The following is a 25,346-nucleotide window of genomic DNA, read 5'->3' on the forward strand; positions in this document are numbered from 1 at the left end:
AACGGCCCCGGCAACGCAAAATCGCGACCGCTCCCGCACGGAAAAGGGGCACCCGGTGTTTCGGGTGCCCCCACAGATTCAAAGGAGAGGCCAGACGGTATCAAAAACGCTCGAAATCACCATCGTCCACACCGTCCAGATCGATGTCCACGCCCTCATCGTCGGCCGCAGGGGCCTGCGCCAAGGGCTTGGGCGGCGTCTGGCGCACGGTGGGAGCAGCACGCTTTGCGCTGCCGCGCTTCTTTGCGGGAACATCCATATGAACATTTCCGCTGCCGACCTTGAAGAACTGCATGGCCTTCTGCAACTGGACTGCCTGGGCCGACAGCTCTTCGGCGGTCGAAGCCACTTCCTCGGACGCGGCGGCATTCTGCTGAATGACCTTGTCCATTTCATGGATGGCCTTGCTCACTTCCTCGCTGCCCTGGTTCTGCTCATTGGTGGCGGCGGAGATTTCCTGGACCAGATCGGCCGTCTTCTTGATGTCCGGCACGATCTTGGCCAGCAGATTCCCGGCCTCCTCGGCCACCCGAACGCTGGAAGTGGACAGTTCGCTGATCTCGGCGGCGGAGCTGCCGCTGCGTTCGGCCAGCTTGCGAACCTCGGCGGCGACCACGGCAAATCCCTTGCCGTGCTCTCCGGCCCGGGCTGCCTCGATGGCGGCGTTCAGGGCCAGCAGATTGGTCTGGCGGGCGATTTCCTCGATGATGGAAATCTTCTCCGCGATCTGCTTCATGGCGTCCACGGTCTTGGCCACGGCCTGGCCGCCCTTCTCCGTGTCGATGGCCGCCTGGTTGGTCATCTCGTTGGTCACCTGGGCGTTGTCGGCGTTCTGCCCGATACTGGACGTCATCTCCTCCATGGCGGCGGAGACCTCTTCCACGGCGGAAGCCTGCTCGGTGGCGCCCTGCGACATCTCCACCGAGGAGGAGGACAGCTCCTCGCTGCCCGCAGCCACCTGCTCCGAGGCCTGGCTGACATTGCCCACCACCCGTCTCAGTTCGGCGATCATGTGGGCGATGGCGCCGGTCAGCTGGCCAACCTCATCCTTGCTCCTGGGCGTCAACTCCATGGTCAGGTCGCCCTTGGCCATGCGGCTGGACGCCTCGACGATCTCGTGCACGGGCTTGATCATGCTGCGTATCACGAAGACCACCAGGGCGATGAGGATGGACATGGATATGACGGTGGGAATGAGAATCTGCCAGCGGAGCGAGGCGACCTGCGCCTCGACGTCGTCCACATAGATGCCGGACCCGACCACCCAGCCCCAGGGCTTGAACAGTCTGACGTAGGACACCTTGGGGACGGCCTTCTCGGAACCGGGCTTGGGCCAGTAGTAGTCCACGAAGCCCATCCCCTTGGTCTTGCCGACGGCGGCAAACTCCTTGAAGATGTACACCCCGTTCTCGTCCTTCAGGTCGCTCATGTCCTTGCCGTTCAGGTCGGGCTTGACGCCGTGCACGACGACCACGGAGTTCAGGTCATTGATCCAGAAATACTCGTCACCGCTGTAACGCAGCGAGGCGACTTCCTCCCCGGCGAGCTTCTTGGCCTCCGCTTCGGTCAAAGCCCCGCTGGCGGCCTTTTCGGCATAACTGGCGATAACGCTGTAGGCGGTATCCACCACGCCCTGGGTGGCTATCCGCTTCTCCTGCATGAGCGAACTCCCCACAACCGGGAGGAAATAGCCGAGCAACCCGGCCAGGACAAACACAACGGCCGCCAGGAACAGGCTGAGAATCTTGCTGATCATTCCCCAATCGCGAAATCTCCTGATACCCATAAGTCCTCCTTTGAATTAGGACTTTGTCATTCCCCGAACCAGTCATACGGTCGAAATTTCTTTAATCCTGACTCAACCTACAACAAATACACATATGAAGACCATGATAATTTACCTTCTTGGTATAATTTAAACCTATGATTGAATTGCCATTGCACCGCCGGACCGGTCGGGAGGGGCAGTCCCTCCATCATTGCCCGCCACTGAGACCTGTGCTATGACCGCCCCCTCACATGAGCACAACAGGGAGTTGACCTATGTCCGATTTGAAGAAGATGTACCATACCTTGCAGCAGGACCCGTTTCCGTCCGACATGAAACTGACCCTGGGCGACCAGGAATTGGTTTTCAAAAAACGCACCTGGGAGATCGACGGAGAGACCAAGGGACTCCGCTACGGCGAGAACCCGGACCAGCCCGCCGCGTTGTACGAACTGACCCGGGGACAGCTTGAAGTGGGCGGCGTCAAGTTCATCGGCGCAGGCCAGGGACTGGTCTCCGCCCTGACCGAGGAGCACATGCTCCAGGCGGGCAAGCACCCCGGCAAGACCAACCTGACCGACGTGGACAACGCCCTCAATATTTTGCAGTACCTGTCCGCCAAACCGGCCGCGCTCATCCTCAAGCACAACAACCCGTGCGGCGCCGCCTGGACCGAGGACGGCGTGGCCGAGGCCTTCCGCCGCGCCTTCGAGGCCGACCGCATCGCCGCCTTTGGCGGGGCCGTGGTCGTCAACCGGACCCTGGACCTGGCCTGTGCGGAACAGATTTCCAAGGTCTACGTGGAAGTGGTGGCAGCCCCGGATTTCGAGGACGAGGCCCTTGCCCTGCTCAAAAAGAAAAAGAACCTGCGCATCCTGCAGATTCCCGGCATCACCGAACTGGACAAGCTGGCCACCCAGCCGTTCCTGGACATCAAGTCCCTGTCCGACGGCGGCATGGTCCTCCAGTTCTCCTTCCGCAACGCCATCCTCAAGGCCGAAGACTTCATCCCGGCCACGGCCGAGAAGGACGGCAACCGGTTCGTGGCCCGCGCCCCGTCCAAGCAGGAAGCCGACGACCTGCTCTTTGCCTGGGCCGTGGAGGCCGGCGTGACCTCGAATTCCGTCATCTTCGCCCGCAACGGCGTGACCACCGCCATCGGCACCGGCGAACAGGACCGGGTCGGCTGCGTGCTCCTGGCCACTACCAAGGCCTACATCAAGTACGCGGACCTGCTGGCTTCCAAGGAACTGGGCAAATCCCTGTTCGAGCTGAAGCTGGCGGCCATCAAGGATGCGGACATGAAGGCCAAGCTGGAGGACATCGAAAAGCGCACCCAGGAGGCGCGCGGCGGCCTGCCCGGCTCCGTGGTCGTCTCCGACGGCTTCTTCCCGTTCCGCGACGGCGTGGACCTGTGCCTGGACCAGGGCGTGACCGCCATTGCCCAGCCCGGCGGCTCCATCCGCGACAACGAGGTCATCCAGGCCGTGAACGAGGCCAGCCCGCAGGCGGCCATGGTCTTCACCGGCCAGCGTTCATTCAAACATTAATTGATGGCAGGAATCGGCATTCAGGCTTCGCCGGGCACGAGCTTGGCGAAGCCTTCTATTTGGGGCGGCGGCCCGGCCCCTTTTCAGAGGGCGCGCGGCCGTAGACGATCTTCATGACCAATATGGAAAAGGCAAGGACAAGGGTGACCGCATTGGCCAGGATGATCGAGAACGATCCGATGGAAATGCCGTAGACCAGCCACAGGAAAACCCCGAAGGTGAACAGAGAGTACATGCGCAGGGAGATGTCGTACACCGATTTGGTGCGCCAGGTGTGTATCACCTGGGGCATGAAAGCAGCGGTGGTGCAACATCCGGCCACGACGCCCAGCATTTCCAGCATGTCGAGTTCCATGGAAAACCCATACGCCCCTCCACTTACGCTGGCAAACATTTCATGTTAACTACCCGTTCCAACGAACGGAATCGAAACCATAAAGAAGCGCTTGATGGCAAAGAAAACCATACTCGGCCCCACGGTCCGCCCCGGAACGGTGGTGGAATTCATGCACGGCGACCAGCCCCAGCTTGCCTGGGTGCTGGAGGAATCGTCCGGCAGGCTCAGGCTGTTGACCATCAACAAGCGCGAAATGAAGCTGCCCGCCGCCCGCCTCCTGCCTTGGCAGGGGCCGGTCCTCAACGCCGAGGCCTCGCGCCAGGATATCCAGAACGCCCTGAACGATCACCAGGAGAAACGCGGCGAAATCCAGGCCGGACTCGACGTCATGGAACTCTGGGACCTGGCTCAGGGCGAGATGGAGTCCGCGCCGCTGGAGTGGTTCGCGGACCTGCTCTGGGAAGACCCGGACGACGACCAGGTGGCCGCACTGGGCCGGGCCATGCTCCAGGCCAAGACCCATTTCAAGTTCCGCCCCCCGAATTTCGAGATATGGTCCGCCGAGACCGTGGAACTCAAGATGCGGCAGAAGGCCGAGGAAAAGGAACGGGAGGCCGTGACCTCCGCAGGGCAGGTCCTGCTCCAGGCCCTCTGGACCGCATACGGCCAGGGAAGCAAGCCCAAACTGCCGGACATGGCCCCCGAGCTTGAAGAGAGCCTGTCCGGGATTTTGAAGCGCAAGATCGGCGACCGGCTGGACGAGACCGAGCGCAAGATCTGGACGGCCATCTCCAAGGGACTGCCCGACCTGCCCCACCTCCCCCTGCTCCTGGCCCAGACATGGGACATCCTCCCCGTCCACCACAACTACCTCCTGGATGAGGCGGACTATACTTGGGAAGATTCATGGTCGGAATCCTTTTCCAATGAAATCAAGGAAATAGAAAACACATTTTCCAATCAGTCCGAAACTCCCGAAGTCGAAGACCTCATCTCCATAGACGCGGCCACCACCAGAGACATCGACGACGCCTTCAGCATCCGCAGGGACGGCGACGGATACGTAGTCTCCATCGGCCTGGCCCGCCCGGACGCGCACTGGGAGTTCGGCTCCGAACTGGACAAGGCGGTCATGTACCGGGCCACCAGCCTGTATCTGCCCGAAGGCACCAGCCACATGATGCCGGCCCGGTTCGGCACCGGGCTTTACAGCCTCATAGCCGGGGAAACCCGTCCGGCGCTGGTCACGGACTTCCGCCTTGACGGAAGCGGCAAGCTCATTTCCGTCACGCCCCGCCCGACCTGGGTCAGGGTGGCGGCGAACATCACCTATGAGGCTGCGGACGCGGCCATCGAAAACCGGACCGACGAATCCCTGGTCCTGGCCCACGAGCTGGCCGAGAAGCTCCTCGCCCTCCGCATCGAGGACGGCGCATGCATCATCCGCAAGCCCGAGCCGATCATCACCCTTGAAGGCGAAGGCGCGCAGACCACGGTGGACATCACCCTCAAGGAGCAATGCCCGCTCTCGGAACTGATCATCAGCGAATTCATGATCCTGGCCAACTCGGGCCTGGCCGCATGGGCCGGGGAAAACGGCGTCCCGCTTCTGCACCGCACCCAGGACATCGCCCTGCCCCCGGAGGCCGCGGGCATGTTCACGGAGCCCGTTGAGATCATGCAGGTGGTCAAGCTGCTCCTGCCGCCCTCCCTGGAGACCACCCCCCGGAGGCACGCGGCCCTCGGCGTAGCGGTATACTCGCCCATCACTTCGCCCCTGCGGCGCTACACGGATTTCATCAACATGGCCCAGGTCTGCACCTTTCTCGCGGATGGCTCCCCCCGCCTGGACAAGGAAGGGCTGGACCAGATGGCCATATACCTGGGCATGCGCATCCAGGCTGTGAGCGCGGTCCAGCGGTTCCGGCCCCGGTACTGGAAGCTCGTCCACCTCGCGGCGCGACGCAAGGAATACCAGTCCGCCGTGGTGGTGGACGAAGCCGGTCCCATGGCCACCCTGGCCATGCCCCACCTGCAGGTCAACGTCCGTTCGCCCAAGAAGCTTCTCGGCGACAAGCTCTACCCGGGCCAGCGGTTCCAGATCAATTTCGCCCGGGTCGACCCCCTGACCAACGAAATCCGGCTCTCCGAGGCCCTGGAAGAATAGCCGGTCTTTGCATCGCAGGATAAAATCTGTAGTATCGACCCCACATCGTGATATTTCAGGAGAACAGAGAATGACTTTCATTGTTTGGGCGGCACTCGCCTATGTCCTCGGCTCCATCCCCTTCGGGCTGGTCATCGCCAAATCCCTGTGCAACATCGACCCGCGCCTTGACGGCTCCAAAAACACCGGAGCCACCAACGTGGCCCGGCTGTGCGGGTTCAAGTACGGCGTGGCAACCCTGGTGTTCGACGTGCTCAAGGGATTGCTGCCCGTGGCCTTCGCCGCCTCCTGGATAGATTCCGAAATGGCTCTCAGCCTGGTCGGCCTGGCCGCCATCCTCGGCCACGTCTTCTCCTGCTTCATGCAATTCAAGGGCGGCAAGGCCGTGGCCACCACCGTGGGCGTGTTCCTGGCGCTGTCCCCTTGGGGCGGCATCCTGGCAGCGGTCCTGTGCCTGCTCATGGTCTGGCTCACCGGCCACGTGTCCATGGGCTCCCTGACCTTTGCCCTGGCCCTGCCCGTGTGCATGGCCCTGACCGGCCACTTCGCCGTGGTGCCCATGGCCCTGGTGGTCATGGTCATCCTGTTCTGGCGGCACAAGGAAAACATCCGTCGGCTGGCGCGGGGTGAAGAGAACCCCTGGCTCAAGAAGGAGTAGTCACATGATCGGCGATTCACCCAAGCGGTACGCCGTTTACTCCATACTGGCCTCGATCCTGACCCTGGTCCTCAAGTTCGGAGCCTGGGGGCTGACCGATTCCGTGGGGCTGCTCTCCGACGCCACCGAATCCCTGGTCAACCTGACCGCCGCCGTGCTGGCCCTGACCGCCATCACCGTGGCCCTGCGCCCGGCGGACAACGACCACGCATACGGCCACGGCAAGGCCGAATACTTTTCCAGCGGCATCGAGGGCGTGCTCATCATCGTGGCCGCCTTCGGCATCGGCTATGCCGCCATCGGCCGCTTCCTGTCGCCCCAGCCCCTCTCCAATCTCGGCCTGGGGCTGGCCCTGGCACTGGTTTCCTCGGTCATCAATTTCGTCACGGCCCGGGTCATGCTCCGGGCGGCCAAGCGGTTCGATTCCATCACCCTCGAGGCGGACGCGCACCACCTGCTCACCGACGTCTGGACCTCCGTCGGCATGGTGGCGGGGCTGGCCGTCATCATGGTCGCCCCGGAGTGGAAGGTCCTGGACCCGATCATCGCTCTGATCATGGCCGTGAACATCGTGTTCACCGGCGTGGGCCTCCTGAAACGGTCCGTGAGCGGCCTCATGGACGACGCCCTGCCGGAACGGGAACTCCAGGTCATCGCCAAGTCCATCCAGAGCTATTGCGGCAACACCTGCACCTACCACGGCCTACGAACCCGCAAGTCCGGCCCCAAGCGCTTCATCGACTTTCACCTGCTCGTGCCCGGCGACATGACGGTCACGGATTCCCATGACCTGTGCGAGCTGATCGAGGAATTGATCCAGCTCAAGCTCGACAAGGCCGAAGTGACCATCCATGTGGAGCCCATCGAATCGGCGATCTCCTACGACGGCATGACCGTGGGCGGTGCATGCGCGGCCAGCATGGGCGGGGAATGCCCCTCGTCCGCCCCTCCCCCTCCCGAAGACGACCCGGGCGAATAAGCTCGCCCTTTCCTTTTTCTTCTGCCCATGGGCAACCAGCCCATCCTGATCACACACCTGCACCGGCCCCGGGCCGGGATGGAGGTAACCAATGGATACTATATTGCAAATATGGGGCGGGGCTTCATACCTGCTCAACAAGATATGCTTTTCCCGAGCCGAACGGAGCGCGAGCCGCGGCATGAACCGCACCTGGCGGTTGTGGTCCTGGGGAATCTACCTGGCGGGGCTGCCCGCCTGGGTCATCATATTCGTCTCGGAACACAACTGGATCGCGGCCACCGTGGAATCGGGCGGAGCCCCGGCCATGGCCATCGGGTTCATCATCGCCCTGCGCGGACACGGCAACGAGCCCGCATGGCTGGACTACCTGGCCCGCTTCTCGGTGGTCTTCGGGCTGGCCGCGAGCCTGTATGAATTCGGGGGAATCACGACCCTCAACCAGGTCTTCGAGCTTGCCATAGCCGCCGGATTCCTGATGGGAACCTACCTCACGGCCAAGGACTCCGTTCAGGGGTACTTCTGGCTCATGCTCGGCAACGTCAGCTGCGCGGCCCTGATGGGCATCCAGGGATACTGGATACTCTCGGCCCAGCAGATGGTGTCGCTCATCTTCGTCATCGACGCCTGCCGCTCCCGCCGGCGGAGAGCGGGCGGGACAAGGCAATAACCCCGGCAGGGGGTCGGGCCGACGGTCAGGCCCCCTGCTTTTCCCAGGGAATCTTCTTGAGGATCGCCTCCACCACGGGTTCCAGGGTGGGCCGCTTCACGGCCACCGCAGGGATGCCTTCCGGATACACGTTGCGCATCCTCTCACGGCCTTCGGCGTCGAGCTTGTCCCACTTGTTGAGCACCAGGATGGACGGAATCTCTTCCAGGTCCATCTCGGCCAGGATGGTGCGCACCGCGTCCACCTGATCCTCCACTTCGGGGTGGGAGGCATCGCAGACCAGGACCAGCAGGTCGGCGGACTCCAGTTCCTCCAGCGTGGCCCGGAAGGCCTCCTTCAGGTCCGGCGGCAACCGGCGGATGAAGCCCACGGTGTCGGTCAGCACCACCTCCCGTTCCTGGGGGAAGCGGATGCGGCGGCTGGTGGGGTCGAGGGTGGCGAAGAGCTTGTCCTCGGCGATGACCTCGGATTGGGTCAGGGTGTTGAGCAGCGTGGACTTGCCCGCGTTGGTGTAGCCCACCAGCGAAACGATGGGCAGCCCGGCCTTGGCCCTCCGCTCGCGGGTCTGTGTACGCCGCTTGCGCACGTCCGCAAGTTCCTTCTTGAGCCTCGTCAGCCGGTCGTTGGCCCGGCGGCGGTCGATCTCCAGCTTGGTCTCGCCGGGACCGCGCCCGCCTATGCCGCCCATGAGCCGGGACATGGCCCTGTTCTTCCCCACCAGGCGCGGCAGGGTGTACTTAAGCTGGGCCATCTCCACCTGGAGCTTGCCCGACCGGCTGGTGGCGTGCTGGGCGAAAATATCGAGGATGAGCTGGGTGCGGTCCAGGATCTTGCGCTCCGTGACCCGGGCCAGGTTACGGATCTGGGTGGGGGACAGCTCCTGGTCGAAGATGATGACCGAGGCGTTGGCCTGGAGCGCGCGGACTTCCAGTTCGGCCAGCTTGCCCTTGCCCATGATGAACTTGGGATTGTGCTTGCGCACCCGCTGGATCATGGTCCCGGCGGCCGTCAGCCCGGCGGTGTCGGCCAGTTCCGCCAACTCCTCCAGGGAAAGCTCCTGCACCGGGCGCGGCGTCTTGTCCACGCTGACCAGGAGCACCCGGTTCTCGTCGGAATCGATGCCCTGACCGTCCATCTGGCGGCGGAACTCGTCCTCCAGGGCGTCCACGACACCCCCCAGGTCGAGGTCGAACCGGTCCCAGCGCACGGGTTCGAGCACTTCGTAGCTCTTCTCGTCCGGGTTGGGCGGCAGCAGGTGCGCGCCCTGGACCGTCTCAGGGAACCCGTCGCGCACGTTCAGGGCTGCCACGGAATCCAGGCGCAGGAAGACCATGTCCATGAGGTCTTCCTGGGAAAGCGACTCGTCGGAAAGATGGGTGTGGACCAGGCGCAAGCCGCGCAGACGGCCCGTGGCCATGCGGGAACGCGGCAGCTCGGGGATGTAGATGGACCGGTTGTCGCCCACCAGCACCATGGCCACCTTGCCCTGGCGGTCGATGAGCAACCCGAGCTGGCGGCCCGTGTCCGTGGACAGCTCGGCCAGCTCACGCGCCTGCTCGGTGGTGTAGCATGCATCCGTGGGATACTGCCGCTGGTACAACCGCGACAGCCGCTTCACCTGGCTGGGTTTCAACCCCTGAAGGTTCCCCTTCGGTTTCTGGGCGATGACGATTCTCCTTTAGCAATAAAGAAAGGCAAGTACTACCGCGTCAGCACTTGCCTTTCAAATGATTTTTCCAACCCTACGCCGGGCTGCCTCTTTAGCGCGGAAGCGAAGCGGCCGCGCCTCTTCCACCCCCGAGCCGTGAGACTTTCGAAAACGAGGCTATGCTTCGTTTTCGGACAGATATTTGGTGATCATGGCGTCGTATTCACTCGTCAACCTGAAGGTGAGCGTTGCCATTTCCTTGCGGAATTCGAGCGAGATGCCGCCCTTTTCCTCGATCTCCTTGCGCACGACCTCGTAATACTTCGGGTCGGGCACCACGCAGATGGAGTGGAAATTCTTGGCCGTGGCACGCAGCATGGTCGGTCCGCCGATGTCGATCTGCTCCACTGCGGCCTTGAGGTCCAGCCCCTTGGCCACGGCGTCGGCGAAATTGTACAGGTTCACGCAGACCAGATCAAAGGGCTCGATGCCGAAATCGCGCAGGGTCTCCATATGGGCCTCATCGTCCTTGTCAGCAAGGATGCCGCCGTGGATGTTCGGATGCAGGGTCTTGACCCGGCCACCGAGGATTTCAGGGAAATCCGTGATGTCGGACACCGATGTGACGGGCAGTCCCGACTCGGCGAGCATCTTCTTAGTGCCGCCGGTGGACACCAGTTCACAGCCGTTGTCGACCAGGAATTTCCCGAACTCGGCAAGACCGGATTTATCGGTAACGGAAAGAATCGCTTTTCTGACAGGCAAAAGGTCCATACACCACCTCACTTGATGTTTTGGAGGTGGTGCCAGATTTGGGCCGGGAAGGCAAGTCGGGAAGAGGGATCAGAGGGGGGCCGGGAGCAGGCGGACGCACGACGCCAAAAAAGATCAGGCCCGACGCGAAGTGCTTCCTCGCGCGGGATTGAACCGTGTGTTCCATGGCCTGGATTTCCGGCGGCCTTCACTCAAAGGCTGGTTTCCCGCCCCGTCACCTGACGGATCAGGGACGGGAAACCAACGGGGAGGGGAGACCAACGTTAGGACTGGATCTGGGCGAGCATTTCCTTGGCGGCTTCATGCTCGGGGTCGGCTTCGAGAATCTTCTCAAGCTCGACGCGGGCCGCTTCATTGTCGCCTGCGCAGACGTGGCAACCCGCGAGCGAGTAGCGCACCTCATGCTTGCCGGGATTCACTTCCAGCGCCGATACGAGGCTGGGAATGATCTCGATCACGCGATCCAGTTCATGGCCGAGCCTGATGATGCTGAACAGGGCGACCATATTCTCCGGATTCATCCGGGCGGCTTCCATGAACAGGGGGAAAGCCCCTTCCTTGTCGCCGTTTTCCATCTTGATGAGTCCGATGCCGGAAAGACTTTTGTCGGTGGGCTCGATATTGTGAGCCTTTTCGTACATGGCCATGGCGTTTTCCAGGTCGCCGCGCTGAATGGCGACCGTGGCCAGGCCGATATACGGATCAGGGTGGATGCCATTGGAGCTGACGGCCTTCTTGTAGTATTCTTCGGCCTTGTCCAGCTCACCCATGAACAGGTAGCATTCACCAAGTTCCTTGTTGATTTCATAATCCAGATGACCACTCATGGTATTCCCCTCCATGTCTCCTTTGCCCGCAGGCCGGGCAGAAAATAAATCCTGGCCACACTTGGCCGACATGGATTCAGCAACGAACGTGCCAAACCCCCTACCCCCTTGCTTCTTCCACTCCGCAAGAAAGACTTAATAAACTGGAATAAAAGACTTTATCTGAAAAATTAAGGCAAGCGCCCCACCTTCCCCGTTCCACTTAAGCCCCACAAGGGGAATATTCTGCCCCCTCGTTTCATTCCATATGAAAGCGATCCGGTCCGCGCCCGGAAAACGACGCTCCGAAGCGTCCCGAAGACCTCATTGATAATTATTCAATTTAATCGACGTGTTATATGTTTGGAACGGGAGTTGCTAACTCCTTTGCGGGCCTGGAGGAAAAAACTGCCAGCCAAGTAGCCGGAACACCCAGGAATGCAGGAGGAACAAGGTATGCGAGGGCTTTTCGAACGACACATTCAATTGACGGGCAAGGTCATGGACCTGCGTCTTCAACGTCAAAATATCGTCGGGGGAAACATCGCCAACGTCAACACGCCGGGATACAAGGCGCGCAGGCTCGAATTCGAGGAAAAGCTGCAAAGCGCCCTGAATCAGGACGACCTCGGCAAGATGACCCGCACCTCCGAAGCGCACCTGCCCGCCACGTTCTCCCCGGACGGATTCAAGGGTGAAGGCTTCTCGGAGTTCAAAGGCCGCGAGGTCATCGGCAAGGACTCGGTGAACCTGGACAAGGAAATGACAGAGAATGCCAAGAACACCATGATGTACAACGCGCTCGCCATGGTCATCAAAAAGAATTTCCAGGGCATGCAGAAAGTCGTGCAGGAAGGAGCCAAGTAAATGGATTTCATGACAGCAATGGACATCAGTTCATCCGGGCTCAGAGCCCAGCGGGCGAACCTGAATGTCATATCGATGAACATGGCGAACATCCGGACCACCAAGACCGTGGACGGCGGCCCCTATCAGCGCAAGTCCGTGTCTTTCGAATCCACGCCGGTCTACTCCCCCTTCGACAAGGAGATGCACGACCATCTCAACCGGGAACTGCACGGCGTCAAGGTGCTGGGCGTCACCGCCGACCAGCGGCCGTTCAAGCAGGTCTACGAGCCGCATCACCCGGACGCCAACGAGCAGGGATACGTCACCTACCCCGACATCAACGTGGTCGAGGAAATGACCAACATGATGCAGGCCATGCGCGGCTACGAGGCCAACGTGCAGACCATCCAGGCCGCAAAGCGAATGTTCCAGAAAGCCCTCCTGATAGGCATGGGCTAGAAAAGGAGTAATGAAGATGGTTGTCAAAAGTATTGCGATCAATGCGTACCAGGACGCCATGCAGACGCGTGGCCGCGAGATCAGGGACACCGTCGCCGACCGGCTGAGAAAGCCCCAGGAATCCGCCGGAGGATTCGGCGACACCCTGAAGGATTCGCTCAAGAGCGTCAACGACATGCAGACGGAGAAAAGAGTCCTGATCGAGGAGTTCGCCAGCGGCAAGACCCAGAACGTGCACGAGTTGATGATCTCCATGCAGAAGGCCGGCATGGCCATGCAGATGACCGGGGCCGTGCGCAGCAAGATCATGCAGTCGTACAAAGAAATCATGCAGATGTCCTTCTAGGACGCGCAGCATCCATACGATAACAAGCCAAACGCACTCGTCGCGGGAGAGAAGACATGCCTCCGTTCGTTACCAAATATCTGGAAAAAGCACAGGGATTCTGGACCGACAGCTCCATGTCCCAACGCCTCATCATCGGCGGCATGACCGTTGCCGTGATCATTTCGTTCGCCCTGATGATCTTCTGGATGAACAGGCCGGACTACAGAATCCTGATGACCAACCTCTATCCCGAGGATGCGTCCAGGATCGTGGCCATGCTCCAGGCCTCCAAGGAGAACTATGTCCTCGAGAACAACGGAACGACCGTCATGGTCCCGGCCGACCGGGTGTACGAGCTGAGGCTCAAGGTGGCCGGTGAAGGCAACCTGCACGGCCAGGGCATCGGGTTCGAGATATTCGACGAGGTGCAGATCGGCCAGACCGACTTCGTGCAGCACGTCAACTACCAGCGAGCCCTGCAGGGTGAGCTGGCCCGCACGATCAGCGAATTTCCCATGATCGACAAAGCCAGAGTCCACCTGGTCATCCCGCAGAAATCACTGTTCATCGAGGACCAGATCAAGCCCAGCGCCTCCATCGTCCTGCAGCTCAAGGACGAGGGCAAGCTCGGCCCGGACGAGACCCAGGGCATCGTCAACCTGGTGTCCATGGCCGTGGAAGGGCTGGACCCCAGCCTCATCACCGTCACGGACATGAAGGGACGCCCCCTGTACACCCCTGACGACGAAACCAACGGCCTGTCCATGTCCAACGCCCAGCAGCTGCACAAGGCGGGCGTGGAAGGCAAGATCCAGCGCCAGATTATCGAACTGCTCGGACCGGCGGTCGGCCCGGACAAGGTCATCGCCCGCGTCAACGCGGACCTCGACTTCAGCCAGCGCACGGTGCGCAAGGAAATTTTCGACCCCGAGGGCGCGGTAGTCCGCTCCGAAACCCGCAACGAGGAAACCACCGCGGGCGCGGCCTCCCTGGCCGGAGGCGAACCCGACGCCAACTTCCGCGGCGACGGCTTCTCCGGCACCCGCACCACCCAGGACTCCACCCGTGAATCCCGGACCACCAACTTCGAAATCAACAAGCAGGAAGAATCCATCGTCACCCCGGTCGGGGAGTTGAAACGTCTCACGGTTGCGGTTATCGTGGATGGCACATGGGAGACCAACCCGGACACGGGTGAGATGACGTACACGCCCCGCACCGCGCAGGAACTGGACCGCATCCGCGTGCTCATCGAAAACGCCGTCGGCTTCGACCAGGCGCGCGGCGACACCATCGAGGTCAGCAACATCTCCTTCGGCGAGCCGGAAATGTACGATGCCGACTCTCTCATGCGGACCATGCTGGAATACGCCCAACGGCTGGGCAAGCCGTTCCTCAACGGACTTCTCATCTTCCTCTTCCTCATCCTGGTCGTCCGTCCCGTGGTCATGGCCCTGATCCGACCCCGCGTGGCCGAACAGGAAATCGAGGAGATGGCGGGCCTGCCCGGCTCCGCCCGCCTCGCCCTGGAAGAGGAGGAAGTGGACGAAGAGCTTCTGGACGCCACCAGGCGGCTTGAAAACGCCAAGAATCACGCTATTCAGCTCTCCGACGACAATATCGACCAGGCCGTGCACCTGCTCAAGACCTGGCTGACTCAGGAGGCCTAGACCATGGCAGACTTCTCCGGACCCCAGAAAACGGCCATCGTGCTCCTCGCGCTCGGCGAAAAATTCACTGCGGAAGTGTTCAAGCGCATGGAACGCAACGAGATCGCCGCCGTATCCAAGGCCATGCTCGAAACCGACTCCGTGCCCAAGGAAGACGTCCTCGCCGTGCTCAAGGAATACAATGAATCCCTGGCCTACGGTGCGGAACTGCTGGTCGGCGGCCCGGATCAGGTCAAGCGTTTGCTGACCAAGTCCCTGGACGCGGAAACGGCCAAGTACATCATGGACTCCCTGGAACTGGATACCGGCCCCACGCCCTTCCAGGAACTGGAAAACGTCAGCCCGCGCATCCTGGCGCAGATACTCCGCAACGAGCACCCGCAGACCCTGGCGCTCATCCTCGGACACCTGCACCCGGACCAGGCCGCCGAACTCATCCAGAACCTGCCGGCGGGCGTCCGCGCCGAGGTGCTCATGCGCCTGGCCAAGCTGGAGGCCGTTGCCGAGGAGATGCTCATGGAAGTCGACAAGGTTTTGCAGAGCCAGCTCATCGCCATGGGCGGCAAGGAAGGCAAGAAGGTCGGCGGCGTCAATTCCGTGGCCGAAATTCTCAACGCCGTGGACCGGAACACCGAGGAAGAGGTTTTGTCCGAGATCGAGGAGGAATCCGCACAGATGGCCGAGGACATCCGGAACCTCATGTTCGTGTTCGAGGACGTCAAGGCCATCGACGACGTGGCCATCCGCGAGCTGCTCAAGGAGGTTTCCAACGAGGACCTCACCGTGGCTCTCAAGGGCGCTTCCGAAGACCTGCGCGACAAGTTCTTCAAGAACCTGTCGGAGCGCGCTTCCGCAATGATCAAGGAAGACCTGGAAATCATGCCGCCCAAGAAGCTCTCCGAGGTCGAGGCGGCCCAGCAGTCCATCGTCAAGACGGTTCGCCGTCTGGAGGACGAGGGCAAGATCGTCATCAGCCGAGGCGGCAGCGATGTCTTTATCTAAGGGCAAGGCCGGCCGGAAGGTCAACCTCTCGGGCAAGGTGCTCATGGGCGTGAACACGCCCGGCCCGGACGAGATGACCATCCAGGAGATCGAAGGCAAGCGCCAGCTCACCTGGGACGACGCCACCAACGAGGAGTACCTCAACCGCGTGCGCGAAAAGGCCCGGCAGGCGGCCAAGGAGATCAAGCTCCTGGCCGAGTTGGAAGCCGAGGCGCTCAGGGCCACCAGCGCCCACGACGGGTACAACGAGGGGCTGGCCAAGGCCCAGGAATTCGTGGACAAGCACCTCCAGGACATCTCGGCCAAGGGCGAGAACCTGTTCCGGCAACTCGGTGCCCAGGGAACGAACATCTACGAAGAACGGCGGGAGGACATCATCGCCCTGATCAAGCTCGCCGTGCGCAAGACCCTCAAGGTGGAATTGTCCGAAAAACGGACCGAATCCCTTGAGGCCCTCATGCGCGAGGCCCTTGACCGGCTCGACTCCAAACGGGAGCTGACCGTGAAGTGCCACCCTGAAGACGTGCAGAGCCTGGAAGAATTTCTCACGACCATCCAGGAACGCGACCCGTCCCTCAAGTACTGGACCGTCAAGGCGGACCCCGACATCCAGACGGGCGGCGTGATCGTCGAGGGCGCGGGCTGCCGGGTGGACAACACCATCGACACCCGCTGGGAAGGCGTGGAACCCATCTTCGACCAACTGGCAGACCAGGTCACCACCGGCGAAGAGGGGTAATTCATGGCTCTCAACCTGAAGCTCGGCCTGCTCGAAGAGCTCGATCCCTGCCAGACTTTCGGCAAGGTCACCAAGGTGGTGGGCCTCATCGCCGAGGGGAACGGCATCAAGGCCCCGCTCGGATCGGTCTGCTATCTGCTGCCTCCGGGCGGAGACCCCATCCCCGCCGAGGTGGTCGGCTTCCGCGACGGCGCCTGCCTGTTCATGCCCTACTCCGACATGCGCGGCATCGGCCCCGGCTCGCTCATCCAGAACGCGGCCACCCCGCCCCACATGCCGGTCGGCTCAGCCCTGCTCGGCCGGGCCGTGGACGCCTTCGGCGACCCCCTGGACGGCAAGGGGCCCATCCACACGGAAGCCTTCGCCCCCCTGCACCGGGAACCGCCCAACCCGCTGGAACGTCCCCGCATCAACGAACCGCTGGACGTGGGCATCCGTTCGGTCAACTCCCTGCTCACCCTGGGCAAGGGCCAGCGCGTGGGCATCATGGCCGGTTCCGGCGTGGGCAAATCCACGACCCTGGGCATGATGGCCCGTTACACCAAGGCGGACGTCAACGTCATCGCCCTGGTGGGCGAGCGCGGTCGCGAGGTGGTGGAATTCATGGAACGGGACCTCGGTCCCGAGGGCATGGCCCGCAGCGTGCTGGTGGTGGCCACCTCGGACAAGAGTCCGCTCATCCGCATGCGCGCCGCCTACGCAGCCACCGCCGTAGCCGAATTTTTCCGCGACCAGGGCAAGGACGTGCTGCTCATGATGGACTCGGTCACCCGATTCGCCATGGCCGGGCGCGAAGTCGGGTTGGCCGCAGGGGAACCGCCCACCCGCGGCGGCTACACCCCATCGGTGTTCGCCCACCTGCCCCAGCTCCTGGAACGGGCGGGCAAGAGCCGCAAGGGGACCATCACCGGCATCTACACCGTGCTCGTGGACGGCGACGACTTCACCGAACCCATCGCCGACTCCACCCGGTCCATCCTGGACGGCCACATCGTGCTCACCCGCGAGCTGGCCGACCTCGGCCACTACCCGGCCATCGACGTGCTCAAGTCCATCAGCCGACTGCGCTCGGACATCACCTCGAAACAGGTCCAGACCGACGGCCGCGCCCTGCTCCGGCACATGGCCACCTTCAAGCGGGTGGAAGACATGGTCAACATCGGCGCATACCAGAAGGGCGCCAACCCCGAGGTGGACAAGGCCATCAAGATGGTCGGGCCCATCAACCGCTTCCTGCGCCAGCTGGTATCGGAACAGGAATCCCTGCAGGGCGCGTTCGACGCCATGCATGAACTGGTGGGAGAGGAAGCCGAGCAGCCGCAGTCGCCGCAGCAGCCGCAACAGGCCGCACCCAGGAAAGGGCCGACCATGGCCAAATCCCCAGCCGATCTGAAAATGAAAGTGGGTTAAACGGCCCGCGCCGGATGCCGCCCCGCCTCCCTACCGGGAGAGGAGCTTCTTCATGGCCAGCAGTTCGTCGCGAATCTCGAGCAGGATGTCGCTGTTCTCGCTGGAGTGCATCTTCCGCTTTGCGCCTTCGATGGTCAGCCCCTCGTCATAGAGAAGCCGCTTTATCTCGCGGATGACCTCAAGATTCTCCTCGGTATACAGCCGCTGCCCGCTCTCGGTGCGGTAGGGCTCGATCTCGTCGAATTCCCCTTCCCAGAACCGGAGCACGTAGGTCTTGACGCCGAGCAGGCGCGCGGCCTCGCCGATGCGGTATGTTTTGAAATCCTGAAGTTCACCCATCCCGAATGCTTACCAAATCGAGTAAGCGCCTTCAACACGTTTACCTGAAAACCCGGTCTTCGAACAAAAAAGGCCCCGCTCCTGTCGGAGCGGGGCCTTCCAATTCGTTTGTCCACGCGATCTAGAAATGAACCGGCAGGTTCTTTTCCAGTGCTTCGAGGACCCTCTTGTGTTCCTTGTCCACCTGCTTGTCCTTGAGGGTCTTGGTGGGCGAACGGTAGGTCAGGCGGAAGGAGAGGTTGCGCTCCTGTTCCTGCCCTTCGGGCACGAACTCGGCCACCAGCTCCACGGACTCCAGGATGCCGATCCCGGTGTCCAGGATGGCCTTGCGGATGGCGGCGGCGGACAGGGTCATGGGCCCGATGACCGTCACGTCGCGACGACTGGGCGGGAAGACCGGCAGCGGCGCAAACTCGATTCGGTGCGCGGCGACCAGTTCGCGAAGAACGTCCAGGTCGAGGTCGGCCAGCCAGACATCCTTGCGGGCGTGGTAATAATCGCCGATATCCGCCTTGACCCGGCCTATGAATCCGACCGCGGTCTCACCCACCGCCACCTGCACGCAGGGCTCGCAATAGGCGTGCTCCCCGGCCAGGGTGAAGGACGGGATTTCCAGCTTGAGGCTGTCCTCGATGAGGTTTTCCACGTGCCCCTTGATGTCCAGGTAGTCCGCGTCATCATCGCCCCACGGCCATTCCTGCGCGTGGCGCGGGCCGTACAGCAGGATGCCGAGGCGGTTGAACTCGCGGGTCTCGGTTTCGGACTCGCTGTCGGCCACGAACCGCTTGGCCACCTCGAAGACGCGGATATGATTGTTGCCCTGGGCCAGGTTGTGCTTGAGCGTGTTGAGCAGGCCCGGGGCCAGGTCGGTGCGCATGACGTTCTGGTCGGCGGACAGGGGATTGGCGATGAACACGCGCCCCTCTGCGGGCAGGTTCAGCCGGTCCAGATCGTCGGAGCCGACAAAGGAATAATTGATGGCCTCGTTCAGGCCCACGCCTGCGCCCCAGGTCTTGATGCGTTGGAGAAAGGCGTACTCGGAGCCGCCGGACACGGTTTCCAGCGACTTGGCCACCTTGGGCAGCACAGCCGGGATTCGATCCAGGCCGTAGACGCGGCCAACCTCTTCATAGAGGTCCACCTCGCGCTCCAGGTCCAGCCGATGGGACGGGGACTTCACGGTCCAGTTGGCCGCATCGGAATCGTCCACGGTGCATCCCTCGCCCTCAAAGACCTTCCTGGCGAAATCCGGTTCCAGGTCAAGGCCGAGCAGCCGCATGCAGCGGTCATGGCGGTAACCGTGGGAACGGTCCTGCCACGGCTTGGGCTCGTTGGTGACCACGCCCCTGGAAACGGTGCCGCCCGAGGTCTCGGCCATGAGCTGGGCCGCGCGATCTATGCAGAAACGGTTGAGCTGCTGGTCCACGCCTCGTTCGAAGCGGTAGGATGCGTCGGACGGCAGAGCCAGTCGGCGCGCGGTCTTTCGGATGGTGCCCGGGCGGAAGACTGCGGCCTCCAGGAGAACGTTCGTGGACCCGGCGTGCATCTCGGTGTTGGCGCCGCCCATGACGCCGGCCAGCCCCACGGGCCGCTTGCCGTCCCAGATGAGCAGGTCGTTGGCGGTGAGCACGCGCTCCGCGTTGTCCAGGGTGGTGAACTTCATGCCGTCCTGAGCCGGGGCCACGCGGAGGGTCGCGTCCTCGACGAGGTCGAGGTCATACGAGTGCATGGGCTGGCCCAGTTCGAACATCACGTAGTTGGTCACGTCGACGATGTTGGAAATGGGACGCTGGCCCAGGGACAAGAGCTTGAAACGCATCCAGTCCGGGGCCTTGCGGGTCTCCACTCCCTTGATGACGCGGCCGTTGAAAAGCGGGCACAGTTCGGGGTCGTCAATAAGAATCTTGATCTCGTCGGCCGCATTCCCGCCCGCTTCCACAAGGTTCAGCTCGGGCATGGTCAGGGGCAGGTCGAAGGCCAGCGCGGTCTCGCGGGCGAAACCGAGGATGGACAGACAGTCCGCACGGTTGGGCGTGATGTCGAAGTCGAAGACCACGCGCTCCAGCCCCAGGACGTCCGCCAGCTTGTCGCCGGGCTTGAAGGAGTCGTCCAGGACCCAGATGCCCTCGTGGTCGTCGGAGAAGCCCAGCTCGCGCTCGGAGCAGATCATGCCGAAAGACTTGACGCCCCGCAGCTTGGCCTTCTTGATCTTCATGCCGTCGGGCATGGTCGTGCCGACCTGCGCCACCGGGACCTTCTGACCCTTGGCCACGTTGGGAGCGCCGCACACGATGGTCAACGTCTCGGGACCGTTCACGTCCACGGTGCAGACCGAAAGATGGTCCGACTCGGGGTGCGTTTCGCACTCGACCACATAACCGACCACGATATCCTTGATGCCCTCGAAGGGATCGTCGATGCCTTCGAGTTCGAGACCGAGCATGGTGAGCTTGTCGCCCAACACCTGAATGTCTCCCTCGTAGGGAACGAACTCCCGCAACCAATTCAAGCTAACTAACATTGCACTACCGTAATCGGTGAAAAGTTATGAAAAACGGCCCGGCGCACTCCGGCGGAGCAGGCCGGGCCGTGAGTAATCTTAAGCAAACTGTTCCAGGAACCGGACGTCGTTCTCAAAGAACATGCGCAGGTCGCCGATGCCGTACTTGAGCATGGCAACGCGCTCGATGCCCAGCCCGAAGGCGAAGCCCGTGTAGACTTCCGGGTCGTAGCCCACGGACTTGAAGACGTTGGGATCGACCATGCCGCAGCCCAAGATCTCGACCCAGCCCGTGCCCTTGCAGACGCGGCAGGTCGTGCCGCCGGTCTCGCCCTTGCCGCCGCACATGACGCAGGAGATGTCCACTTCGGCGGAAGGCTCGGTAAAGGGGAAGAAGCTCGGGCGAAAACGCACGTCGGTCTTGGCCCCGAATATCTTGCGCACGAATATGGTCAGGGTGCCGCGCAGGTCGGCCATGGACACGTGGTGATCGACCAACAATCCCTCGATCTGGTGGAACATGGGGGTGTGGGTCAGGTCGGAGTCGCGGCGGTAGACCTTGCCGGGCGCGATGACGGCCACGGGAGGCTGCTGCTTGAGCATGGACCTGATCTGCATGCCCGAGGTGTGGGTCCTGAGCACGATGTTGTCCGAGACGTACAGGGTGTCCTGCATGTCGCGGGCCGGATGCTCCTGGGGAATGTTCAGCGCCTCGAAGTTGTGCCAGTCGTTCTCCACTTCCGGTCCGGCCGCGTGCTCGAAGCCCAGGCCGGTGAGAACGTTGCAGACTTCCTCCATGACCAGGGTCACGGGGTGCAGGGAACCTGCCCAGGGCCTGCGGCCCGGCATGGAGGGATCGAACTTGGAAAGCGCCTGGCTCGCCTCGGCGGCGTTGAGCTCGGCCTCCCAGGAGTCGATGAGCGCGGTGATCCGCTGCTTGACCTCGTTGGCCTTCTTGCCGCCCGCGGGCTTGTCGCTGTTGTCGAGCCTGCCGAGCTGGCCCATGAGACCGGCCAGCTTGCCCTTGCGGCCCAGGAACTCGATGCGCAGTTCCTCCAGCTCCTTCAACGAACAAGCCTGGCCCTTGCGCGATGCGCAATCCTGGGCCAGGCTGTCGAGTCCTTCCAGGAAGGACTTCAATTCATTACTCACAATTTAGCTCACTTTGGCTTTTGCGGCCTCTGCGATTTTAGCGAACACCTGAGGATCACGGACCGCCATGTCGGCCAGAACCTTGCGGTTCAGCTCGATGCCGGCCAGCTTCAGGCCGTTCATCAGACGGCTGTAGGACAGGCCGTTGAGACGGGCGGCTGCGTTGATGCGCATGATCCACAGCTTGCGGAATTCGCGCTTCTTGCGCTTGCGATCGCGATATGCATTGCAAAGGGCCTTCTCGACGCGCTCACGCGCGGTACGGTACAGGCGGGAGCCCGCTCCGCGATAGCCCTTGGCCATCTTCAAATACTTTTTGTGACGCCGCTTGGCGGCTACACCGCGTTTAACTCTCATGGTTAAACCTCCATCTTTGTTACCTCCCGGGCCGGACGGACTCCCCCAGCGAGGCAGATTCTATAGGTTACTGAAACAATCAACGGGCCTTGGTCTGAAGCCAGGCCGGACAAGCGTGCGGGGGCTGCCCCGCTTTCCATACGCTGCCGGCGGGCGTGTATCAGATCAAACTAACCGTTGGGCAACTGACGACGAACAGCCTTCATGTTGGCACTGTCCACGGTGGTGGACTGGCCCAGGCGACGCTTCCTCTTCGCATTCTTCTTGGTCAGAATGTGACGGAGGTTTTTGCGGCGACGCTTGAACTTGCCGGTCGCGGTCTTGGAGAACCGCTTGGCTGCTGCGCGACGGGTTTTGATCTTGGGCATAATTACTCCTGTTAGGATATGGGGATGGTTCCCCTTAAGCCGGACAACCGGCTATTTTTTCACCGGAGCAAGCATCATCGTCATGGTCCGTCCCTCAGACATGGGCTTGCTCTCGACTTTTGCTATATCCTGCGTATCCTCCACGACCCTATCGAGCATCATGAGCCCGCGGTCCTTGTGGACGATCTCGCGACCCCGGAAGAAGATGGTCACCTTGCAGCGGTCACCGTCATCCAGGAATTTAACTATCTTTTTGAGCTTGGTCTGGTAATCGTGCTCATCGGTTTTGGGCCGGAACTTGACTTCCTTGATCTTGATGACGGTCTGTTTCTTCTTGGCTTCCTGCAGCTTCTTCTGCTGCTGGTACTTGAACTTACCATAATCCATGATCTTGCAAACCGGCGGGTCGGCGTTGGGCGCGACCTCCACGAGATCGAGACCCTTCTCGCGCGCACGATCCAGTGCGTCACGAGTCACCATGACTCCCAGCTGTTCGCCGTCGTCGTCCACTACACGCACCTTGGGGATGCGAATCCTCTCGTTACGCCGGACGTCATCTCGTCTCTGACCCCGGCGATCGTTACCCCGAAAAGCTATAGCTCATTCCTCCTGCTTCGAAAGGAGCCCTTGCAGCATCCAAAATGAGCTGCGCGGCCTCTTCCAGTGTCACCATCCCGGGGTCATCTCCGTCGCGAAAACGGATATTGACACACCCGGCATCAACCTCTTTATCACCGATTACCAACATAAACGGAATTTTCTCAACCTGAGCTTCCCGTATCTTGTATCCAAGTTTCTCGTTGCGGTTATCCGCGTCGATACGGATGCCCCTGGCAAGGAAGAAAGCCTCGGCTTTCTTCATGAAATCAAGCTGCGCGTCGGTCACGTTCAGCAGACGCGCCTGCACCGGGGCCAGCCAAACAGGATACGCACCTGCACAGTGCTCCGTCAAGACGCCGATGAAGCGTTCGATGGAGCCGAGCATGGCGCGATGGATCATGACCGGCCGGTGCCTTTCACCGTCCTCGCCGACATATACTATGTCAAAGCGCTCTGGCAAGGTGAAATCCACCTGGATCGTGCCGCACTGCCAGGAACGGCCGATGGAATCGCGCAGGTGGAAGTCGATCTTGGGACCGTAGAAGGCTCCGTCGCCCTCGTTGATCTGATAGGCCATGCCGGATTTGTCCAGCGCCTGGCGCAGTCCCTCGGTGGCCACCTCCCAGTCCTCGTCGGAGCCGATGGACTTCTCGGGGCGGGTGGACAGCTCCACGTCGAACTCGTAGTCGAACAGGGCGTAGATGTCCTGGTAGAACTTGATCAGGTCGAGGATTTCCTCCTCCACCTGGTCGGGGCGGCAGATCAGGTGCGCGTCGTCCTGGGTGAAGGTGCGCACGCGCATCAACCCGTGCAGCACGCCGGATTTCTCATGGCGGTGGACCACGCCCAGCTCGAAGTAGCGCTGAGGCAGGTCGCGGTAGCTCATGATCTTTCTTTTATAGATGATCATGTGCGCCAGGCAGTTCATGGGCTTGATGCCGTAGGCCTGGTCGTCGATCTCCGTGAAATACATGTTTTCGCGGTAATTGTCGTAGTGGCCGGACTTCTCCCACAGCTCGCGCTTGAGGATCAGCGGACCCTGCACGAGATTGTAGCCGCGCTTGAGGTGTTCCTTGCGCTCGAAGTCCTCGAGGATGGCCCGCAGCAGCATGCCGCGCGGGTGCCACAGAGACATGCCCGGGCCGATCTCGTCGGAGAAGGAGAACAGGTCGAGCTGCTTGCCGAGCTTGCGGTGGTCGCGCTTCTTGGCCTCTTCCAAACGGGCCAGGTGCTTCTTGAGCGCCTTGGGATCGTTCCAGGCCGTGCCGTAGATGCGCTGGAGCTGCTTGTTCTTCTCGTCGCCGCGCCAGTAGGCCCCGGCCACGGACAGGAGCTTGAAGGCCTTGATCTGACCGGTGCGGGCCACGTGCGGGCCGCGGCACAGGTCGGCGAACTCGCCGTGGGTGTAGACGGAGAAATCGTCGCCGCCCAGGTCGTCCATGATCTCGGGCTTGTAGTCCTCGCCCATGGACTCGAAGAGCTTCACGGCGTCGGCCTTGCACATGACGGAACGGGCGAACTCCTTGTTCGCGCCCACCGAGGAGAGCATTTCCTTCTCGATGGCTTCCAGGTCCTCGGGCGTGAACGGGCGCTCGTAATCGAAATCGTAGTAGAACCCGTCCTTGATGGCCGGGCCGATGGTCACCCTGGCGGTGGGAAAGAGCTTCTTGACGGCCTCGGCCATGAGGTGGGCCGCAGAGTGACGGATGATGTCCAGCCCCTCTTCGGAATCCTCGAAGACGGGCTCGATGGCAGTGCAGGTGTCGGTGACGGTTGCGGACAGGTCCAGGACGGTGTCGCCGCACCGGGCGGCCACGGCCTTCTTGAACTGCTTCTTGGACAGGCCCTCTTGAAGGGCGTCGGCGCAACTTGCACCGTCGGCCAATTCAACCTGGTTGCCAGCGACTTCGATCTGCACTTTGTTACTCCTTCATCCCGCCAACATGCCGGGACCACTAAAGAATGAAAGGGAGGCCACTTGGCCTCCCTTCCGGGGATGTTCTGGTAGGCGCGGAGGGATTTGAACCCACGACCCTTTGCACGTCAAGCAAATGCTCTCCCCCTGAGCTACGCGCCTTCTCGTCGAAGCGGAGTGAATAACTATATGGACCCCGGTTGGTTGTCAAGCACGAGGTGAGAGTTTTTTAGTTTTTTTCACTGCCGGGCAAACTGACTATCCCCGAAAGAGGATTCCAGCCTGTCCCCACCATGAAAAC

The 25,346-nt window shown here is 61.8% G+C and carries 24 protein-coding genes and 1 tRNA gene; 12 read left to right on the top strand and 13 right to left on the bottom strand.

Annotated elements, in window-relative coordinates; translation table 11 throughout:
- Window positions 1-100 precede the first annotated feature (100 nt).
- Window positions 101-1,786 (bottom strand): methyl-accepting chemotaxis protein, encoded by a 1,686-nt coding sequence (locus tag OO730_RS04175; RefSeq protein ID WP_264983322.1) that lies wholly within the window; start codon window positions 1,784-1,786, stop codon window positions 101-103.
- Between the two features lie 257 nt (window positions 1,787-2,043).
- Between OO730_RS04175 and OO730_RS04180 the strand changes: the two genes are divergently transcribed.
- Window positions 2,044-3,318 (top strand): IMP cyclohydrolase, encoded by a 1,275-nt coding sequence (locus OO730_RS04180; protein ID WP_264983323.1) that lies wholly within the window; start codon window positions 2,044-2,046, stop codon window positions 3,316-3,318.
- Between the two features lie 55 nt (window positions 3,319-3,373).
- Here the strand turns inward: OO730_RS04180 and OO730_RS04185 are convergent, their stop codons facing one another.
- Window positions 3,374-3,673, bottom strand: a complete 300-nt coding sequence (locus OO730_RS04185) for a SemiSWEET transporter (protein WP_264983324.1) — start codon at window positions 3,671-3,673, stop codon at window positions 3,374-3,376.
- Window positions 3,674-3,767: 94 nt separating this feature from the next.
- Between OO730_RS04185 and OO730_RS04190 the strand changes: the two genes are divergently transcribed.
- The 4 genes from OO730_RS04190 (at window position 3,768) to OO730_RS04205 (ending at window position 8,129) form a co-directional block, all read left to right on the top strand.
- A complete protein-coding gene (locus OO730_RS04190) occupies window positions 3,768-5,822 on the top strand; it encodes a ribonuclease catalytic domain-containing protein (protein ID WP_264983325.1) in 2,055 nt (684 codons plus the stop codon).
- A 70-nt stretch (window positions 5,823-5,892) separates the two neighbouring features.
- Window positions 5,893-6,480, top strand: a complete 588-nt coding sequence (gene plsY / locus OO730_RS04195; protein WP_264983326.1) for a glycerol-3-phosphate 1-O-acyltransferase PlsY — start codon at window positions 5,893-5,895, stop codon at window positions 6,478-6,480.
- A 4-nt stretch (window positions 6,481-6,484) separates the two neighbouring features.
- Window positions 6,485-7,459 (top strand): cation diffusion facilitator family transporter, encoded by a 975-nt coding sequence (locus OO730_RS04200; RefSeq protein ID WP_264983327.1) that lies wholly within the window; start codon window positions 6,485-6,487, stop codon window positions 7,457-7,459.
- 91 nt (window positions 7,460-7,550) lie between these two features.
- Entirely contained in the window at window positions 7,551-8,129 is a 579-nt protein-coding gene (locus OO730_RS04205; RefSeq protein WP_264983328.1) for a hypothetical protein, read from the top strand.
- 25 nt (window positions 8,130-8,154) lie between these two features.
- On the opposite strand, the gene hflX is transcribed toward OO730_RS04205, so the two are convergent.
- From hflX to OO730_RS04220, 3 genes are all read right to left on the bottom strand, one after another.
- Window positions 8,155-9,762: a GTPase HflX gene (hflX, locus tag OO730_RS04210; RefSeq protein WP_264983329.1), complete on the bottom strand. Its 1,608-nt coding sequence runs from the start codon at window positions 9,760-9,762 to the stop codon at window positions 8,155-8,157.
- Window positions 9,763-9,954: 192 nt separating this feature from the next.
- Window positions 9,955-10,551, bottom strand: a complete 597-nt coding sequence (locus OO730_RS04215; protein ID WP_264983330.1) for an IMP cyclohydrolase — start codon at window positions 10,549-10,551, stop codon at window positions 9,955-9,957.
- A 263-nt stretch (window positions 10,552-10,814) separates the two neighbouring features.
- Window positions 10,815-11,378, bottom strand: coding sequence for a tetratricopeptide repeat protein (locus tag OO730_RS04220; RefSeq protein WP_264983331.1), 564 nt, complete (start codon window positions 11,376-11,378; stop codon window positions 10,815-10,817).
- 435 nt (window positions 11,379-11,813) lie between these two features.
- On the opposite strand from OO730_RS04220, the gene flgB reads away from it, so the two are divergent.
- Genes flgB through OO730_RS04255 form a run of 7 tightly spaced genes read left to right on the top strand, consistent with a single transcriptional unit; the run spans window position 11,814 to window position 17,814 of the window.
- The gene (flgB, locus tag OO730_RS04225; protein ID WP_264983332.1) at window positions 11,814-12,224 is read left to right on the top strand and encodes a flagellar basal body rod protein FlgB; all 411 of its coding nucleotides are present in this window, start codon (window positions 11,814-11,816) and stop codon (window positions 12,222-12,224) included.
- The gene (flgC, locus tag OO730_RS04230; RefSeq protein WP_264983333.1) at window positions 12,225-12,665 is read left to right on the top strand and encodes a flagellar basal body rod protein FlgC; all 441 of its coding nucleotides are present in this window, start codon (window positions 12,225-12,227) and stop codon (window positions 12,663-12,665) included.
- Window positions 12,666-12,681: 16 nt separating this feature from the next.
- Window positions 12,682-13,011, top strand: a complete 330-nt coding sequence (fliE, locus tag OO730_RS04235) for a flagellar hook-basal body complex protein FliE (protein ID WP_264983334.1) — start codon at window positions 12,682-12,684, stop codon at window positions 13,009-13,011.
- 56 nt (window positions 13,012-13,067) lie between these two features.
- Window positions 13,068-14,663 (top strand): flagellar basal-body MS-ring/collar protein FliF, encoded by a 1,596-nt coding sequence (fliF, locus tag OO730_RS04240; protein ID WP_264983335.1) that lies wholly within the window; start codon window positions 13,068-13,070, stop codon window positions 14,661-14,663.
- Window positions 14,664-14,666: 3 nt separating this feature from the next.
- Window positions 14,667-15,665, top strand: a complete 999-nt coding sequence (fliG, locus tag OO730_RS04245) for a flagellar motor switch protein FliG (protein WP_264983336.1) — start codon at window positions 14,667-14,669, stop codon at window positions 15,663-15,665.
- Window positions 15,652-16,404: a FliH/SctL family protein gene (locus tag OO730_RS04250; protein ID WP_264983337.1), complete on the top strand. Its 753-nt coding sequence runs from the start codon at window positions 15,652-15,654 to the stop codon at window positions 16,402-16,404. The genes fliG and OO730_RS04250 overlap by 14 nt, the downstream gene beginning before the upstream one ends.
- A gap of 3 nt (window positions 16,405-16,407) precedes the next feature.
- A complete protein-coding gene (locus OO730_RS04255; protein ID WP_264983338.1) occupies window positions 16,408-17,814 on the top strand; it encodes a FliI/YscN family ATPase in 1,407 nt (468 codons plus the stop codon).
- A 30-nt stretch (window positions 17,815-17,844) separates the two neighbouring features.
- Here OO730_RS04255 and OO730_RS04260 read toward each other — a convergent pair whose 3' ends face one another.
- The 8 genes from OO730_RS04260 to OO730_RS04295 form a co-directional block, all read right to left on the bottom strand.
- Entirely contained in the window at window positions 17,845-18,153 is a 309-nt protein-coding gene (locus tag OO730_RS04260; RefSeq protein WP_264983339.1) for a MerR family transcriptional regulator, read from the bottom strand.
- Window positions 18,154-18,274: 121 nt separating this feature from the next.
- A complete protein-coding gene (pheT, locus tag OO730_RS04265; RefSeq protein ID WP_264983340.1) occupies window positions 18,275-20,674 on the bottom strand; it encodes a phenylalanine--tRNA ligase subunit beta in 2,400 nt (799 codons plus the stop codon).
- Window positions 20,675-20,752: 78 nt separating this feature from the next.
- Window positions 20,753-21,805 carry a phenylalanine--tRNA ligase subunit alpha gene (gene pheS / locus OO730_RS04270; protein ID WP_407681907.1) on the bottom strand — a complete coding sequence of 351 codons (1,053 nt, stop codon included), beginning with the start codon at window positions 21,803-21,805 and terminating at the stop codon, window positions 20,753-20,755.
- A 3-nt stretch (window positions 21,806-21,808) separates the two neighbouring features.
- Window positions 21,809-22,162: a 50S ribosomal protein L20 gene (gene rplT / locus OO730_RS04275; protein WP_264983341.1), complete on the bottom strand. Its 354-nt coding sequence runs from the start codon at window positions 22,160-22,162 to the stop codon at window positions 21,809-21,811.
- Window positions 22,163-22,332: 170 nt separating this feature from the next.
- The gene (rpmI, locus tag OO730_RS04280; protein WP_229594756.1) at window positions 22,333-22,530 is read right to left on the bottom strand and encodes a 50S ribosomal protein L35; all 198 of its coding nucleotides are present in this window, start codon (window positions 22,528-22,530) and stop codon (window positions 22,333-22,335) included.
- 51 nt (window positions 22,531-22,581) lie between these two features.
- Window positions 22,582-23,127: a translation initiation factor IF-3 gene (gene infC, locus OO730_RS04285; RefSeq protein ID WP_264984121.1), complete on the bottom strand. Its 546-nt coding sequence runs from the start codon at window positions 23,125-23,127 to the stop codon at window positions 22,582-22,584.
- Window positions 23,111-25,048: a threonine--tRNA ligase gene (gene thrS, locus OO730_RS04290; protein ID WP_264983342.1), complete on the bottom strand. Its 1,938-nt coding sequence runs from the start codon at window positions 25,046-25,048 to the stop codon at window positions 23,111-23,113. Before thrS ends, infC begins: the two co-directional genes overlap by 17 nt.
- A gap of 84 nt (window positions 25,049-25,132) precedes the next feature.
- Window positions 25,133-25,207: transfer RNA gene (locus OO730_RS04295), tRNA-Val, on the bottom strand.
- Window positions 25,208-25,346: the final 139 nt, after the last annotated feature.

Origin of the sequence: Pseudodesulfovibrio portus, assembly GCF_026000375.1 — a bacterium.
Classification (GTDB): domain Bacteria; phylum Desulfobacterota; class Desulfovibrionia; order Desulfovibrionales; family Desulfovibrionaceae; genus Pseudodesulfovibrio; species Pseudodesulfovibrio portus.